The 15,471-nt window shown below is 36.5% G+C and carries 14 protein-coding genes; 11 read left to right on the top strand and 3 right to left on the bottom strand.

Translation table 11 applies throughout. The features are described from left to right. Positions 1 to 62 precede the first annotated feature (62 nt). Both J8281_RS09620 and J8281_RS09615 read right to left on the bottom strand, forming a co-directional pair. A complete protein-coding gene (locus J8281_RS09620) occupies positions 63 to 2,558 on the bottom strand; it encodes a DUF5686 and carboxypeptidase-like regulatory domain-containing protein (RefSeq protein WP_210197405.1) in 2,496 nt (831 codons plus the stop codon). A 113-nt stretch (positions 2,559 to 2,671) separates the two neighbouring features. Next, the gene (locus tag J8281_RS09615; protein WP_210197404.1) at positions 2,672 to 3,649 is read right to left on the bottom strand and encodes a pyruvate dehydrogenase complex E1 component subunit beta; all 978 of its coding nucleotides are present in this window, start codon (positions 3,647 to 3,649) and stop codon (positions 2,672 to 2,674) included. A gap of 163 nt (positions 3,650 to 3,812) precedes the next feature. Between J8281_RS09615 and J8281_RS09610 the strand changes: the two genes are divergently transcribed. The 9 genes from J8281_RS09610 (at position 3,813) to J8281_RS09570 (ending at position 12,178) form a co-directional block, all read left to right on the top strand. Next, positions 3,813 to 4,559: an electron transfer flavoprotein subunit beta/FixA family protein gene (locus tag J8281_RS09610; protein ID WP_210197403.1), complete on the top strand. Its 747-nt coding sequence runs from the start codon at positions 3,813 to 3,815 to the stop codon at positions 4,557 to 4,559. Between the two features lie 13 nt (positions 4,560 to 4,572). Next, positions 4,573 to 5,541 carry an electron transfer flavoprotein subunit alpha/FixB family protein gene (locus J8281_RS09605; protein ID WP_210197402.1) on the top strand — a complete coding sequence of 323 codons (969 nt, stop codon included), beginning with the start codon at positions 4,573 to 4,575 and terminating at the stop codon, positions 5,539 to 5,541. Positions 5,542 to 5,627: 86 nt separating this feature from the next. Next, entirely contained in the window at positions 5,628 to 6,245 is a 618-nt protein-coding gene (locus J8281_RS09600; RefSeq protein ID WP_210197401.1) for a bifunctional nuclease family protein, read from the top strand. Positions 6,246 to 6,315: 70 nt separating this feature from the next. Beyond that, on the top strand, positions 6,316 to 8,109 hold the full coding sequence (locus J8281_RS09595) for a NupC/NupG family nucleoside CNT transporter (protein WP_246849062.1): 1,794 nt from the start codon (positions 6,316 to 6,318) through the stop codon (positions 8,107 to 8,109). Positions 8,110 to 8,346: 237 nt separating this feature from the next. Beyond that, positions 8,347 to 9,171: a thymidylate synthase gene (locus tag J8281_RS09590; RefSeq protein WP_210197400.1), complete on the top strand. Its 825-nt coding sequence runs from the start codon at positions 8,347 to 8,349 to the stop codon at positions 9,169 to 9,171. A gap of 26 nt (positions 9,172 to 9,197) precedes the next feature. Beyond that, complete coding sequence (locus J8281_RS09585) at positions 9,198 to 9,626, top strand: energy transducer TonB (protein WP_210197399.1); 429 nt, start codon at positions 9,198 to 9,200, stop codon at positions 9,624 to 9,626. A gap of 101 nt (positions 9,627 to 9,727) precedes the next feature. Further along, complete coding sequence (egtB, locus tag J8281_RS09580) at positions 9,728 to 10,894, top strand: ergothioneine biosynthesis protein EgtB (RefSeq protein ID WP_210197581.1); 1,167 nt, start codon at positions 9,728 to 9,730, stop codon at positions 10,892 to 10,894. Positions 10,895 to 10,907: 13 nt separating this feature from the next. Next, the gene (egtD, locus tag J8281_RS09575; protein WP_210197398.1) at positions 10,908 to 11,885 is read left to right on the top strand and encodes an L-histidine N(alpha)-methyltransferase; all 978 of its coding nucleotides are present in this window, start codon (positions 10,908 to 10,910) and stop codon (positions 11,883 to 11,885) included. Positions 11,886 to 11,896: 11 nt separating this feature from the next. Continuing rightward, on the top strand, positions 11,897 to 12,178 hold the full coding sequence (locus tag J8281_RS09570) for a DUF427 domain-containing protein (protein WP_210197397.1): 282 nt from the start codon (positions 11,897 to 11,899) through the stop codon (positions 12,176 to 12,178). Between the two features lie 23 nt (positions 12,179 to 12,201). Here J8281_RS09570 and J8281_RS09565 read toward each other — a convergent pair whose 3' ends face one another. Then, the gene (locus J8281_RS09565) at positions 12,202 to 13,284 is read right to left on the bottom strand and encodes an aminotransferase class V-fold PLP-dependent enzyme (protein WP_210197396.1); all 1,083 of its coding nucleotides are present in this window, start codon (positions 13,282 to 13,284) and stop codon (positions 12,202 to 12,204) included. Positions 13,285 to 13,349: 65 nt separating this feature from the next. Between J8281_RS09565 and J8281_RS09560 the strand changes: the two genes are divergently transcribed. Together J8281_RS09560 and fabD are read left to right on the top strand one after the other, a co-directional pair. Then, positions 13,350 to 14,288 carry a dihydrofolate reductase gene (locus tag J8281_RS09560; RefSeq protein WP_210197395.1) on the top strand — a complete coding sequence of 313 codons (939 nt, stop codon included), beginning with the start codon at positions 13,350 to 13,352 and terminating at the stop codon, positions 14,286 to 14,288. Between the two features lie 172 nt (positions 14,289 to 14,460). Further along, on the top strand, positions 14,461 to 15,342 hold the full coding sequence (gene fabD / locus J8281_RS09555; RefSeq protein WP_210197394.1) for an ACP S-malonyltransferase: 882 nt from the start codon (positions 14,461 to 14,463) through the stop codon (positions 15,340 to 15,342). Positions 15,343 to 15,471: the final 129 nt, after the last annotated feature.

Below are 15,471 nucleotides of genomic sequence, written 5' to 3'. Positions count from 1 at the left end.
TTTCAGTAGAAAGGAAATCTTAAAAGCCCTATAGGCGATAACGAAGTTGGTATGTGGTTTTGCTAGAAATAGAAACCAAACGAACCGGTGACTCCAAATTTACGGGCGTCGGGATTATCAAAATAATTTCCTCTAAAATGAAAATCAATCCTGAAGATCTTAAAAATATTACCTACGCCCAGACTATATTCCCAATATATTTCATCTTCGGGCGCAATTAGACTTTCATTTGAAGGAGCACTTAACAAAAGATTTTCTTCAGATAATTGACCCCAGGCACCTCGTAAACCTACTAACTCTCTAAGATTTAGTTTTCGCAATAAAGGTATTCTTGAAAATATTCGCCCGTTAAAATTATGTTCGAGATGCATGGTAACATATGTATCGGTAACAAATTCGTAGAAATTAAGTAACGGAAATGTATTGTAAATCGATAAGAGTGTTTGGTTACCCGGTATAACGCTTAATAACCCCAGTGGAACTTCACCAAAAGTTTTACCTAGTTCTAACGTACTATTGAGTCTGCCAAAACCACCAATATTCCAGGGTTGTTGATATAAAAATTGTATTTTTTGATATTCAAAATCACTTTCGATAATATCTTGAAGTCCTACACCATAGTTTAGAAACAATGTCGCAAAATCACCATCATTTATTACATTTCTGTCTACTCCATATCCCGTGGTTTTTCGACCGGGGAAATAGGCAAGAGTAGTAGCAATTTCGGTTTGTTTTATCTTTGTTTTTAACTCGTTGGTTTCAGGGTCTAAATAGTCCAGACTAAATAGGGAACGGTCAGCGGGTTTTAGCGTTCTAAATGAGCCTGTAATACCAATAGTAAAGTTCTTTCTAGGCTCTAGTTGTAAAGATAAAGCTGATAAGTTAATAGAAGTTAACCGATCATTATCTCCAGTAGCGATGATGGCAGACGAGGCAAGACTTCTGCCTTCTACATCGTTTGTATTTGTTAAGCTGGCTCCCAGTTGTTCAACATCTCTTCGGTTTCCTGCAGAGACGATAAGTCTTGATTTTCGGTCAACCAGATATTTGCCCGACAAACCGTATTTGAACTTGTCATCATTAAAACCGTATGCACCGTATCCTTCTATACGCCATCTGTCATTGGCGGTAAAATAGGTTCTACCGCCCGCTCGTAGCCTCCATCCTTCAATCTCATTAAAACCAACTGTAGAAAACAAGGGGCCAAAGTCAAAACCATCAAATTCAATATAACCGGTGGCAAGAATAGTGCCTATATTGTAGAGTCTTTTAAAGGCTTTTACTGTGCGAAGTGTATCTAGTAATTTATATACTTTTTGTTCATCTTTATTGAGTTCTTCCATTCGGGCATTTTTCCAAAAAGAATCTTCGCGATGATAAATGTCCTGATCATAAGGATCGACCTGACTTTGATAAAACTTTTTGTCCTTTTTTATATCAAATTTATAATGATCAAAAAGTGTGGTTCTTTTTCCGTAGACACCCCTAGAACTTTCTTTTTTACTTAATGCAAAATCAGATTGGAAGTAATCTTTGGTGATTAAAAAAATAGAATCATTGAGCACATCAAATTCTTGTTCGATATACAGATCTTTTACCCAGTTGATATTTGCACTTTTGGTAACCTTAAGATTGATTTCTTTAATTGCCCAAGTCGTATCATTTACCCAAAAATCTCCTTTAAAAGTGAGTTCGTTCTTTCGACGAGGATAATAAACGATATTATAACACCATTTGTTTCCTATATACGCACTGTCGGTAAGCACATAATTATATACATTAATTCCTGTTCGGGATAGCGGACTGGTAAAGCTTTTGTCAAAAAACTTTAAGTAGTTGTCGTACACATCATAATCTGAATATAGATCTTTAACAAAAGCGATCAACGTCTGGTTATCACTAAATCCGGCATTTTTATTACCTTTTAGTATTTCTTTAAATTCGTCGTTGGTATTATCACCATACACTTTTGAAATGGCTTCGTTTAAAAAAATAGGCAAATATGTTTTACCAGTAACTCTAGAAGTATCAACATCGTCAAAAATAAACTCCATACCATTGAATATTCTGCTATTAATTAGCGCACTGTCTATGGTATTTAGATCAAATTCAAGTTTCTCGTATTTATCGTATTGATATTGTTTGAATTTTTTTACACCGTTTTCACGTCTATTATCCCAGATTTTGCGAAGAATAGCTATGGCAGGATTATTTTTTTTCGAGGTTTTTCCTTTAAAAATGAATACGGCATCAAGATCTGCAGCTTCTTCTTCAAGGACGATTTTCATATCATATGTTACGCGCTTTGTAAGCGCTATAGATTTTGTTTCAAAACCAATAAACGAAACTTTTAGAACAGAGTGACTATCATCAGACTCCATATAAAATCGTCCATTTTCATCGGTTATGGTACCCACGGTCGAATTTGTGAAAACTACATTGGCAAAAGGTATGGGTTGGTTGTTATTATCAAATACCTGCCCGCCTACTTTGGTTTGCGAGATACTATAGGAACAGCTAAATAGTGTAAGTAATATTCCTAAAATTAGATCTCTCATTTAGAAATATTAAAATTAGTACGTAAGGCGGTCACATAAATCATATCGATTTAGGTTGGTTAAAATAGGATGTACTATTAAAATTGATACAACGTAAAAAGAAAAGCTTAATTTTATTTGTACATCACTTTTTTTACGGCATTAATGACGTCATTACTATTAGGTAGCCATTCTTTTAGTAATACCGGTGAATAAGGAGCGGGAGTATCTGCCGTATTAATTTTGATGATAGGCGCATCAAGATAGTCAAAGATATTAGATTGAACCTGATAGGTGATTTCTGAAGCTATGTTGGCTAGTGGCCATGCTTCTTCCAAAATAACTAAGCGATTTGTTTTTTTAACCGATGCGAAGATAGCATCAAGATCCAAAGGCCGAACAGTTCTAAGATCTATAATTTCGCAAGAAATATCATCTTTAGATAATTCATCTGCTGCTTTATAAGCTTCTTTTATGATTTTACCAAATGAAACAATGGTAACATCCTTTCCTTCTCTTTTTGTTTCAGCTACTCCCAGAGGTATTGTAAATTCTCCTTCAGGCACTTCTCCTTTATCGCCGTACATTTGTTCACTTTCCATGAAAATTACAGGATCGTCATCTCTAATAGCTGATTTCAATAAGCCTTTAGCATCTTTTGGGTTTGATGGAATTACAACTTTTAATCCTGGAGTATTGGCAAACCAGTTTTCAAAAGCTTGAGAATGTGTAGCTCCTAGCTGACCGGCAGAAGCCGTAGGTCCTCTAAACACAATTGGAATATTAAACTGACCCCCACTCATTTGTCGCATCTTGGCCGCGTTATTTATAATTTGATCGATTCCAACCAACGAGAAATTAAAAGTCATAAACTCTATAATAGGTCGATTGCCATTCATGGCACTTCCTACACCAATCCCTGCAAAACCTAACTCAGAGATAGGGGTGTCTATTACGCGTTCGGCACCAAATTCGTCTAACATACCTTTACTTGCTTTGTAAGCTCCGTTGTATTCTGCAACTTCTTCTCCCATTAGATAAATAGACGAGTCACGTCGCATTTCTTCACTCATTGCTTCGCAAATGGCTTCTCTAAATTGTATCGTTTTCATGAATTTACGTATTATTTTGTGCTACACGAAAGGCAAAAGTAGCAATTTAAACCCTTTGAGTAGGGACGAATACTAAAAAATTTATTATGCACGCATAGTAAATTAGACTTTTTATTCGTACCTTCGTATTTATTATTAAATTCTCAAAAAATAACGATATAAAATGAAGATATTAGTTTGTATAAGCCATGTGCCAGACACAACTTCAAAAATTAATTTTACAGACGGTGATACAAAATTCGATACTAACGGAGTTCAATTTGTTATCAATCCTAACGATGAGTTTGGCTTAACACGTGCCATGTGGTTCAAAGAGAAGCAAGGTGCTTCTGTAGACGTAGTGAATGTAGGGGGTCCCGAAACAGAACCCACATTGCGAAAGGCTCTTGCTATTGGTGCAGATAATGCGATTCGCGTAAATGCAGAAGCCACCGATGGTTTTTTTGTGGCAAAGCAATTAGCAAAAGTCGTTCAAGACGGAGGGTATGACTTGGTTATTGGGGGTCGAGAATCTATCGATTATAACGGGGGTATGGTACCTGGTATGGTTGCGGCACTTACAGGAGCTAATTTTGTGAATACATGTATTGGTTTAGAAATAGAAGGGGATACTGCGACTGCTATACGCGAAATAGATGGAGGTAAAGAAACATCAACGGCAAAATTACCATTGGTTGTAGGCGGGCAAAAGGGCTTGGTCGAAGAAAGTGATCTTCGTATCCCAAACATGAGAGGAATTATGATGGCACGTAAAAAACCGCTGTCGGTAGTAGAACCTGTAGATGCCAATCAGGAGACCAAAGCCGTTGAATTTGAAAAACCCGCTCCCAAAGGAGATGTAAAGTTAGTTTCACCCGATAACGTTCAGGAACTTATAGATTTATTACATAACGAAGCAAAAGCTATTTAAAAAAGAAAATAATATGTCAGTTTTAGTATACACAGAAAGTGAAGGAGGGAAGTTTAAAAAAGCGGCTTTCGAAGTGGCTTCTTATGCCAAAGAAGTAGCAAACATGCTTGGTACTACAGTAAGCGCCGTTAGCATTCATGGTGGCGATGCAAGTGCGCTAGCAGCATATGGTGTAGATAAGGTATTAGAAGTAAACGATGATAAATTAACTACGTTCAATGCAAAAGCATACGCAGATACGTTAAAACAAGCGGCAGAGAAAGAAGGGGCTAACATAGTAGTCATAAGTTCGTCTGCCGATAGTAAGTTTCTGGCACCTCTTTTGGCAGTGCATCTTGATGCAGGGTATGCGTCAAATGTCGTAGCCTTGCCAGAAAGTACCTCACCATTTAAGGTAAAGCGTACTGCATTTACAAATAAGGCGTTTACCATTACCGAAATGTCTACAGATCGTAAAATCATTGGATTATCGAATAACGCATTTGGACTAAAAGAAAATGAAGGCGCAGCTGCTGCCGAAGCCTTTGAGCCTTCGTTAAACGATGAAGATTTTGCAGTACACGTAACTGCCGTAGATAAGGCAACCGATAAGGTATCGATTGCAGATGCAGAAATCGTAGTATCCGGTGGTCGTGGATTAAAAGGTCCTGAAAACTGGGGAATGATTGAGGATCTTGCAGACGTTCTAGGAGCAGCAACCGCATGCTCAAAACCTGTAAGTGATATGGGTTGGAGACCTCATGGGGAGCACGTTGGGCAAACAGGGAAACCTGTTGCTTCTAACTTATATATCGCTGTCGGAGTTTCGGGAGCTATACAGCACTTGGCAGGTATTAATGCAAGCAAAGTAAAGGTGGTTATCAATAATGATCCTGAGGCTCCATTCTTTAAAGCCGCAGATTACGGAATCGTAGGAGACGCTTTTGAAGTAGTACCTACACTTATCGAAAAATTAAAGGAATTTAAGTCGAATAACGCATAATTTTCATAAATTGTGCCCAATTAAGGGCTGTTTGAACTTAGGTAAAAGTCCATGCGTTCAAACAGCCTTTTTTTATTGAGAGCATTATGAGTTTAGTTCGACTGAATATAAAAGGAATATCGTACAGTCAAACCCAGAACGGGGCATACGCACTAATTTTGAGTGAAGTTGATGGAGAGAGAAAGCTACCGATAGTTATTGGTGCATTTGAAGCACAGTCCATTGCCATAGCTTTAGAGAAAGAGATCAAACCTCCTAGACCATTAACACATGATCTTTTCAAAAATTTTGCCGATAGATTTGATATTGTAGTAAAACAGGTTATCATTCATAAATTAGTAGATGGCGTGTTTTATTCTAGCGTGATTTGCGAAAGAGATAAAATTGAAGAGATTATAGATGCACGAACTAGTGACGCTATCGCACTAGCATTACGTTTTCAAGCCCCTATATTTACGTACAAAAATATCCTAGATCAAGCCGGGATTTACCTTAAAGTTAATCCGAAAAAAGATGATGACGAGGATCCTGAAAGTTTATTGGTTGATGAGTTGGTATCTGAAGATGTCGAAATGATAGGAAAAGAAACCAGTTATAAAGATTTATCTCTCGAAGAACTTAATAAAATGTTAGAACAAGCAGTAAACAATGAAGATTACGAACTTGCTGCACGAATTAGAGATGAAATTTCTAAACGTGCCTAACATACTATCGTTATCGTCGTTACACGATTCAAAAAATTACTATCTATTTTTCTAACCGCTTTTAATTTTTATGAAGAAAGAATTACTTACTTTTCTATTTTCATCATTCATTCTTATAGTCTCATACGCCCAATCTTCACCTTCAGAAGTTGATTATCGTATGGATACCATAGCTCATAAAACTGAAAATGTTTCAGCTAAAATTCCTTTAAGATCTTCGTTTTGGCAGGTTGCAAAATACACTTCTTTCTTTAAATACCCCGATAGTATTTCAGAAAACAAAGCATTTAATCTGGGGAAAGATTTCATAGTGTTGAACGAAAACGGTTCATACAGTTCATTACTAAATAAGAAATATACCAGCGGGTATTGGCTTCAAAATAATAAATTAATTGTTTGCAAACAGAAGGTACCCAAAGTTGTAGATGTTTATTATGAAGTTGTGATGGAAACTTCAAATGAATTAAAACTCAAAAAAGGGAATGAAGTCATCACTTTAATCTCTAATGCCCACCCTTCTTACGTTCAGTTAGAAACTTCAGTAGGCACTATTATCCCAAGTCAGGGTTTTTCGTTTCATAGTTTGTGGAGAGGGATTTTAGGAATGCTTGTTCTATTAATTATATCATTTCTATGTAGCAGTGATCGAAAAAACGTAAACTGGAAAACTGTAGGTATCGGTCTTGGCGCTCAGTTGTTATTGGCCATAGGAGTACTTAAAATTAGTTTTATACAAAGTGCTTTTGAATTTGTTGGAGGCCTCTTTGTCGCCATATTGGATTATACTGTGGCCGGAAGCGAGTTTTTACTTGGGGGTATTATGGATGTTAATTCTTATGGTTTTATATTCATTTTTCAGGTATTACCAACTATCATATTCTTTTCGGCGCTTACTTCTTTGTTATTTTATCTAGGGGTGATTCAAAAGATAGTTCAGGCGTTGGCATGGATTCTTACCAAATTACTCAAAATTTCTGGAGCAGAAAGTTTGAGCGTTGCAGGAAATATTTTTCTGGGCCAAACAGAAGCTCCTTTAATGATCAAGGCATATCTCGAACGTATGAATCGGTCTGAAATTTTACTAGTAATGATTGGGGGTATGGCAACGGTTGCTGGTGGTGTTTTGGCTGCTTATATTGGATTTTTAGGTGGAGATGACGAAGCCTTAAAATTGATTTTTGCAAAACATCTATTAGCCGCATCTGTAATGGCTGCGCCCGGTGCAGTAGTAATTTCAAAAATTCTATATCCACAAACCGAAGCGTTTGATATTACTATCGAGATAACTCAAGATAAAATAGGAGCTAATGTACTGGATTCTATTGCAAATGGTACTACCGAGGGGCTTAAATTAGCTGCCAACGTAGGGGCGATGCTACTTGTATTTGTTGCACTTATTGCAATGCTTAACGGTATTTTAGGCTGGTTCGGCACGATCACTTCTATCAATTCTTTTATTGCTCAACATACACCGTATGATTCATTTTCTCTTGAAGTTATTCTGGGGACTACATTTGCCCCGTTAATGTGGTTGATTGGTGTTGCTAAAGAAGATATGATGCTTATGGGGCAATTACTGGGTATCAAATTAGCTGCTAGTGAGTTTGTGGGGTATATTCAACTGGCAGATTTAAAAAATCCGGCAAATCCACTTCACCTTACGTATAGTAAATCTATAATTATGGCTACCTACATGTTATGCGGATTTGCAAATTTTGCTTCAATCGGTATCCAAATAGGAGGCATTGGTTCTTTAGCTCCGGGTCAACGTAAAACATTATCAGAATTTGGAATGAAAGCTCTTTTAGGAGGAACTATAGCTTCATTATTATCTGCAACGATTGCAGGAATGATAATTGGATAATTTTTTTGACTATATTTTAGTAATATGATAATTTTTGTTAGCGATAAAAGGAGATGCTACATTCTTTGGTAGGAAATGTACGTCGAAATCTATTTTTTGTATATTTGGAAAGCACTGAACATCGTTAGACTTTTTGTATTTCACCAACAGGAAGGGCTCTAAAGTGACAGTAATAGTTAAGTTTAAATCAGTTCACTAAGCAAACTTAAAAGATAAACACAAACGGTAAGGAATACTATGAGGCAATATCATGAGCTCGTACGCCATGTTTTAGAAAATGGGAATGCGAAGGAAGATCGAACGGGAACGGGAACAAAAAGCGTGTTTGGTTATCAAATGCGTTTCGACCTGAGTGAAGGTTTTCCTATGGTCACTACTAAAAAATTGCATCTCAAATCCATCATTCATGAGCTTTTATGGTTTCTAAAAGGAGATACCAATATCGCATACCTTAAGGAAAATGGGGTTCGCATTTGGAATGAATGGGCAAACGATAATGGCGATTTAGGTCCAGTTTACGGATATCAATGGCGCAATTGGAATGGTGATGAAATTGATCAAATAAAAGAGGTTATCACCTCCCTTAAAAATAATCCGGATAGTAGGAGGATGCTAGTTTCTGCTTGGAATCCAAGCGTACTACCGGATACTTCGGTGCCTTTTTCAGAGAATGTGGCCAATGGCAAAGCAGCCTTACCACCCTGTCATGCATTTTTTCAATTTTATGTTGCTAATGGAAAATTATCTTGCCAATTGTATCAGCGTAGCGCAGATATCTTTTTAGGTGTGCCTTTCAATATTGCTTCGTATGCGCTTTTTACGATGATGATCGCACAAGTTTGTGGATATGAAGCAGGAGAATTTATACATACCTTTGGAGATGCTCATATCTACAATAATCATATAGAACAACTAGAGCTTCAGCTATCTAGAGAACCTCGCAAATTACCTAAAATGATCATTAATCCTGAAGTGAAAAATATTTTTGGCTTCGTTTTTGATGATTTTAAATTAGTTGGCTATGATCCACACCCACACATAAAGGGAAAGGTCGCGGTTTAACGCCCCCAAATTTAAAATGAGTACACATGAAAAAACTACTACTATTACTACTGTTAATAACATCTGGAATTATTTTTTCTCAAGATGCTATTATATTGTCTCAAGAAAATGCAAACGAAAAAGGAATAACTCCCTTATGGCCAAAGTGTGATAGATCCAGGCAGACACCAACCCAATGTTTTGATCAAAAACTAAGAAATCACATCATATCAACTTTTGAATATCCAGAGGTCGCAATAAATCAAGCACTTTCAGGTACCGTTACTGTAGAATTTATTATTAATAAAAAAGGTAAGGTAGAAGTAATTGATGTCACAGGAGCTCACCGATATTTGCAAAGAGAAGCCATACGAATTATTCGAGCTATTCCTAAAATGCAACCTGGTAAATGGGGCAACAAACCTATTGCCATCGCTTATGAGGTGCCTATTACATTTAGACCTCCACAGAAATAAAGGACTCTTTGTATTTTAACATTGCATTAACCTTACTGAAAGCATAATACCATAAAAAATCAGTAAATTTGAGAATATTCGTAAATCGAATATATTTTTTTATGATTATTACTGATAATTTACTAACACTTTTTCTAAAAACCCGATCTGATACAGAAGAAATTTGTGCTCCTCTTGAGATAGAAGATTATGTAATCCAGCCTATAGTAGATGTATCACCACCAAAATGGCATTTAGGTCATACTACCTGGTTCTTTGAAGAATTTATACTATCAAAATACGCTGCTAACTATCAAAGATTTCATCCCGAATACGCTTTTGTTTTTAATAGCTACTACGAAAGTGTAGGAAAACGAGTGGTGCGAACCGATAGAGGAAACTTATCCAGACCTACCGTAAGTCAGGTGTACGAATATAGAGATTATATAACCTCGCATTTACAGGCGTTTCTAGAAGATAATGAGGATGAAAAAATACAAGAACTGGTTGAGATTGGTATTCATCATGAAAAACAACATCAAGAATTGCTCATTACCGATATAAAATACATCCTAGGTAACAATCCGCTATTGCCTAAATACAACGAGACGTTTACTGAAAATCATACTCCTGATCATCCAAAAAAATACATAACTATTGAAGAGGGGGTTTACGATATCGGTCATAAAGGCATTGATTTTTGTTATGATAATGAATTAGGAGTGCATAAGGTATATCTTGAAGAATATACGATCTCGAATAAATTAGTTTCTAATAAAGAATATCTTAGTTTTATTGAGGATGGAGGCTATGATAATAGTTTATTTTGGCATGCCGAAGCGTGGGATTGGGTGCGCAAAGAACAAATTAAAACACCCCTCTACTGGCATCTTATTGAAGGCCACTATCATCAATACACATTGCAAGGATTAAAAAAAGTAAATCTAAATGCTCCCGTTACTCATATTTCATATTACGAAGCTTATGCTTTTTCTCAATGGAAAGGAGAGCGCTTACCCACAGAGTTCGAATGGGAAGTTGCTCAATCTCATTTCGAATGGGGACATCGTTGGGAATGGACAGAAAGTGCCTATGCTCCCTATCCTAACTATAAAAAAGCCGCAGGAGCCTTAGGAGAATACAACGGGAAATTCATGGTTAATCAAAAGGTGTTGCGTGGTGGTTCTGTAGCAACACCACAACATCATACAAGACCTACATATCGTAATTTTTTTCACCCGTATTTGAGATGGCAATTCACCGGATTGCGATTGGTGAAAGATAGCTAAATCTATTATTTTAATGAATTGTAAAGAAGATCAAAAAGTAAGTATTTCTACTTTCGGAAAAGAAGTATGCCAAGGATTATCAGCCGCTCCCAAATATTTATCATCAAAATATTTTTATGATCAGATAGGTGACGCACTCTTTCAAAAAATCATGGCGTTACCAGAATATTATCTTACCCGAGCAGAGTACGACATATTCAAAACGAACGCATCTGCCATTGTTCAGAGTTTTGATAAAAATCAGGAAGGGTTTGATTTGATAGAACTCGGCGCAGGTGATGGTAAAAAAACGAAAATTCTTTTACACGAATTGCAACATAGCCATTATGATTTTACATACATGCCAGTAGATATTAGTCAAAACGCGATCGATGGTCTTGTAGAAAATTTGAATCAGGAAATGCCTGGTATTGCTGTGAAAGGTCAAATTGGCGAATATTTTGAGGTCTTGGATAGATTACACCATATGAGCGACCGCAAAAAGGTGATTATGGTATTAGGATCAAACATTGGTAACTTGCTACATGCCAGGGCGATTCAATTTCTTCAAAAATTGAGGCAGGCGATGCACGAAGATGATCTGCTTTTTATGGGTTTTGATCAAAAAAAGCATCCTCAGAAAATTTTAGATGCATACAACGATCCAACCGGTGTAACTGCTGCTTTTAATAAAAATGTGTTGACTCGAATTAATAAAGAATTTAATGCCAACTTTGATCTTGATCAATTTATGCATTGGGAAACATATGACCCTGAGACCGGAACAGCCAAGAGTTACCTAGTAAGTAAAAAAGAGCAAACGGTGCATATACATGATTTGTCATTACAAGTCAATTTTAAGAGTTGGGAGAGTATTCATACAGAAATTTCGCAAAAATACGACGATGATATCGTAGAATGGCTTGCAGAAGAATCAGGCCTTCAAATTCTTGATTTCTTTACAGACAAAGACTCGGATTACAAAAATTATATAATGACTAAAACAATTTAAAATCAATACCGATGAAAGCAATTTGGAACGGACAACTACTAGCTGAAAGTAAAGACACCAAGGTCGTTGAAAACAATCATTATTTTCCGCCAGAAAGTATAAAAGAAGAGTTTTTTAAACCTAGTGATACACATACCAATTGCCCCTGGAAAGGAGTTGCCTCATATTACACGCTTGAAGTAGATGGAAAAGAAAATAAAGACGCGGCTTGGTACTACCCTGAAACAAGTGATCTTGCCAAACAAATAAAAGGACATGTCGCTTTTTGGAAAGGTGTTGAGGTTGTAGAATAATTATAACATACTTCTTTTGCACATTATGAGTATGAAGATAAACAACTTATAAGTCGATCTACATCTTCAAAAGTATTGAAGAAATGCAAACTGATACGTACTCCCGGACCTCGTAATGATGTAATAATATGATGCTTCATCAAATACTCAAATAATTTTTGATCTCCTTTTATGTTAAATATGGTACTGTGTGTTTTACGACGAAGTACGGTAGTGTCTAACAAGTGTAAACGGTTCAATTCGTTTTTTGTATACTCTCCTAATTTACCAAGGTATTGTTCGATATTTGAAACTCCTATTTCGCTTAAAAATCGTAGCGAATGAAGTAAACTTCCAAAATTGAAAGTATCTAGATGTCCGCATTCGAAGCGCGCAGTAAGATTTGTATATGACGAATCGTACTCGGCTTTTTTTGAAGCTTCGAGGTATGCTTCAGGAGTAATCTGCTTCAATATATCAGCCTGAAACAAAAAGAAACCGTTGCCATAACCACCTAATAACCATTTATAACCACTACACCCAAGAATATCAATACCAGAGGTGGCAAAATTAAAGGCTCGAGTACCACAAAACTGGGTACCATCGGCAATAATGAGCATGTCGGGATAGAGTACTTTTAAATCTTTAATATAGGCAAGATCAACGCTAATACCACTGCTGTATTGCACAAGGCTGAATATGAAAATATCAGGTTTGTGCTTTTTTATCGCCTCTGTGATATGTTCTTCAACACGACCGTCAACTTTAGCATAGTATACCTCAAATTTTTTACTGGTTACTGCAACATGAATCGAGGGATAGTCATGTTCGAGTACAAGTACTTTCTTACTCTTATGCAAGCCATGTAATATGGTATTTAATCCCAGCGAAAAGTTAGGCGTCAGTGCGGTCATCCCCTTAGAATTCCCAAAAAAATCTGAAATAGTGGTTCGTACGGTATTTAAAAAATTTTGCTGCTGTGCTCTAAATGTACTACCACCGGTTAAAAAGTTCTGGTCGTGTTGCTGTCGATATTCTACAAGCGAATGATACAGTAGTCCCGAGCTTGCTGTATTAATATAGGTAGTACTGGTAGCCACAGGAAATTCTTTTCTTAAATTCTTCATAAGTAACTTTATGGGTTTTTGGCAAAAACTATATATTTACTTGCCGATACGAAGTTAGCATTAAAATGTTTTCAAAAAAGAAAGAAACATCGCAAATCGACCCACAGCAACGCGAACTTTATGAACATGCGCGCAAAAGGATTATACAAAAAAAGCGTCTTTTTCAGCATTTTATAATTTTTGCAGTTGGATCACTATTTATGATCATTCTTAACATTCTTTTTGGCTTAGGTGAAGAGATCACCTTTCTAGGAGCATATTGGTGTGTTTTTGGTAGTATGGCCTGGGCATTTTTTTTAGCGCTACATTTTTGTAATGTTTGGGTGTTTAGCACCTTTATGGGTCAAGAATGGACAGATCGACAAATGGAGCGATTAATTACCAAACAAAAAGAAGAAATAGCACTTATTCAAAGAGATATTGATCTCATGTATCCTAAAGATGAATTAATAAAGAAGAAAGAGGCGTTTATTACTAGAAAGGCGTCTGATACGATAGAAGATACTGTAAACACAAATTCTATGATTACAATGATAGCAGCTGCTGCCGAAAATAATGCTTTGGGAAAAGATAATGATTTGGTATGGCATTTACCCGATGATTTTAAGCGTTTTAAAAAACTTACTACGGGTCATTTTATTATTATGGGACGAAAAACCTTTGAATCTTTTCCTAAATTACTTCCCGATCGTACACATGTTGTGATTACTCGAAATAAAGAGTATAAAGCCGATGGGGCTATTATAGTTCATGCTATGGCAGAGGCGCTTCAAGTCGCCAAAAGCGATAATCAACCCTTTATTATTGGTGGTGGCGAAATTTATGCGATAGGTATGGAAAAAGCCAATTGTATAGAACTCACCAGGGTGCATCATAATTTTGAAGCCGATGCATTTTTTCCTGAAATTGATACGAATGTTTGGAAGTTAGAAAAGGAAGAGTTTCATGACACCGATGAGAAGCATAAATATCCATTCACGTATTTAACATATATAAGAAAATAGGATTTCTATTTAATGCTTAATTGACTTAAATTTTAAGCTACTATACTTGTTCATTTTAGCAGTACATATCTCAAAATAAAGCTTGTGTAGTTTTACATGAGTTTCGATTATCTAAATACGAAAACACTAATTTTAATCCTTACTTTTGTTTTAAAATATAATTAAACTATATATGAAGGCATACGTATTCCCCGGTCAAGGCGCTCAATTTTCTGGTATGGGGCTCGATTTATATGAAAACTCTGAAATGGCTAAAGCACTTTTTCATAAAGCCAACGAAATTTTAGGTTTTGAAATTACTAAAATTATGTTTGAAGGTACGGCTGACGAACTGAAACAGACCAAAGTTACTCAACCAGCGATTTTTTTACATTCGGTAATTTTGAGTAAAGTATTAGGTGATCGTTTCAAGCCCGATATGGTTGCAGGACATTCTCTGGGGGAGTTTTCGGCTCTGGTAGCTAACGGAACTCTTGATTTTGAGGATGCATTGCAATTGGTTTCAAAAAGGGCATTGGCTATGCAGAAAGCATGTGAGTTGCAACCGTCGACTATGGCAGCTGTTTTAGGGTTAGAAGATAATGTCGTAGAAGAAGGTTGTGAGGCGACTGAAGGGATTGTGGTAGCCGCAAATTATAATTGTCCCGGTCAATTGGTGATATCCGGTGAGATAGATGCAGTTCATGAAGCATGTGATTGGATGAAAGAAAAAGGAGCGCGTAGAGCTTTGGTTTTACCAGTAGGTGGTGCGTTTCATTCCCCTTTGATGGAGCCAGTAAGAGAAGAACTAGCAGCCGCAATCGAAGAAACTGTTTTTAATACGCCACAATGTCCTGTTTATCAAAACGTTTCTACAACTGCGGTTACCAATCCAGAAGAAATCAAAAAGAATGTGATAGCGCAACTTACCGCGCCGGTAAAATGGACCCAGAGTATACAGCATATGATAAAAGACGGTGCTACTTCATTTATTGAAGTCGGACCAGGAAAGGTTTTGTCTGGATTAGTAAAGAAAATAGATCGATCTGCAGAAACTGCTGTGGCTTCAATATAACTTACAATTAAGTAAAGGTTGAGTCGTTTTTATATCAATTGAAAATGAATATCCGTAATCAATCATATCACACTGTCTCCTCGAGCGCAGTCGAAAGGTTAGTAAATACAACATTCTATAAATCAGACC

Origin of the sequence: Aquimarina sp. U1-2 (assembly GCF_017897595.1) — a bacterium.
In the GTDB taxonomy this organism is placed as follows: Bacteria; Bacteroidota; Bacteroidia; order Flavobacteriales; family Flavobacteriaceae; genus Aquimarina.
Note: the sequence above shows the minus strand (reverse complement) of the source record. Positions and strands in the feature narration are given on the sequence as shown.

Excerpts from the sequence above, each read along its gene's own strand:
- J8281_RS09570 (WP_210197397.1), top strand. The coding sequence starts at position 11,897 with ATGAAAGCAATTTGGAACGGACAACTACTAGCTGAAAGTAAAGACACC.
- J8281_RS09600 (WP_210197401.1), top strand. The coding sequence starts at position 5,628 with ATGAGTTTAGTTCGACTGAATATAAAAGGAATATCGTACAGTCAAACC.
- J8281_RS09595 (WP_246849062.1), top strand. The coding sequence starts at position 6,316 with ATGAAGAAAGAATTACTTACTTTTCTATTTTCATCATTCATTCTTATA.
- J8281_RS09565 (WP_210197396.1), bottom strand. The coding sequence starts at position 13,284 with ATGAAGAATTTAAGAAAAGAATTTCCTGTGGCTACCAGTACTACCTAT.
- egtD (WP_210197398.1), top strand. The coding sequence starts at position 10,908 with ATGAATTGTAAAGAAGATCAAAAAGTAAGTATTTCTACTTTCGGAAAA.
- J8281_RS09615 (WP_210197404.1), bottom strand. The coding sequence starts at position 3,649 with ATGAAAACGATACAATTTAGAGAAGCCATTTGCGAAGCAATGAGTGAA.
- fabD (WP_210197394.1), top strand. The coding sequence starts at position 14,461 with ATGAAGGCATACGTATTCCCCGGTCAAGGCGCTCAATTTTCTGGTATG.
- J8281_RS09560 (WP_210197395.1), top strand. The coding sequence starts at position 13,350 with ATGTTTTCAAAAAAGAAAGAAACATCGCAAATCGACCCACAGCAACGC.
- egtB (WP_210197581.1), top strand. The coding sequence starts at position 9,728 with ATGATTATTACTGATAATTTACTAACACTTTTTCTAAAAACCCGATCT.
- J8281_RS09590 (WP_210197400.1), top strand. The coding sequence starts at position 8,347 with ATGAGGCAATATCATGAGCTCGTACGCCATGTTTTAGAAAATGGGAAT.
- J8281_RS09610 (WP_210197403.1), top strand. The coding sequence starts at position 3,813 with ATGAAGATATTAGTTTGTATAAGCCATGTGCCAGACACAACTTCAAAA.
- J8281_RS09620 (WP_210197405.1), bottom strand. The coding sequence starts at position 2,558 with ATGAGAGATCTAATTTTAGGAATATTACTTACACTATTTAGCTGTTCC.
- J8281_RS09585 (WP_210197399.1), top strand. The coding sequence starts at position 9,198 with ATGAAAAAACTACTACTATTACTACTGTTAATAACATCTGGAATTATT.
- J8281_RS09605 (WP_210197402.1), top strand. The coding sequence starts at position 4,573 with ATGTCAGTTTTAGTATACACAGAAAGTGAAGGAGGGAAGTTTAAAAAA.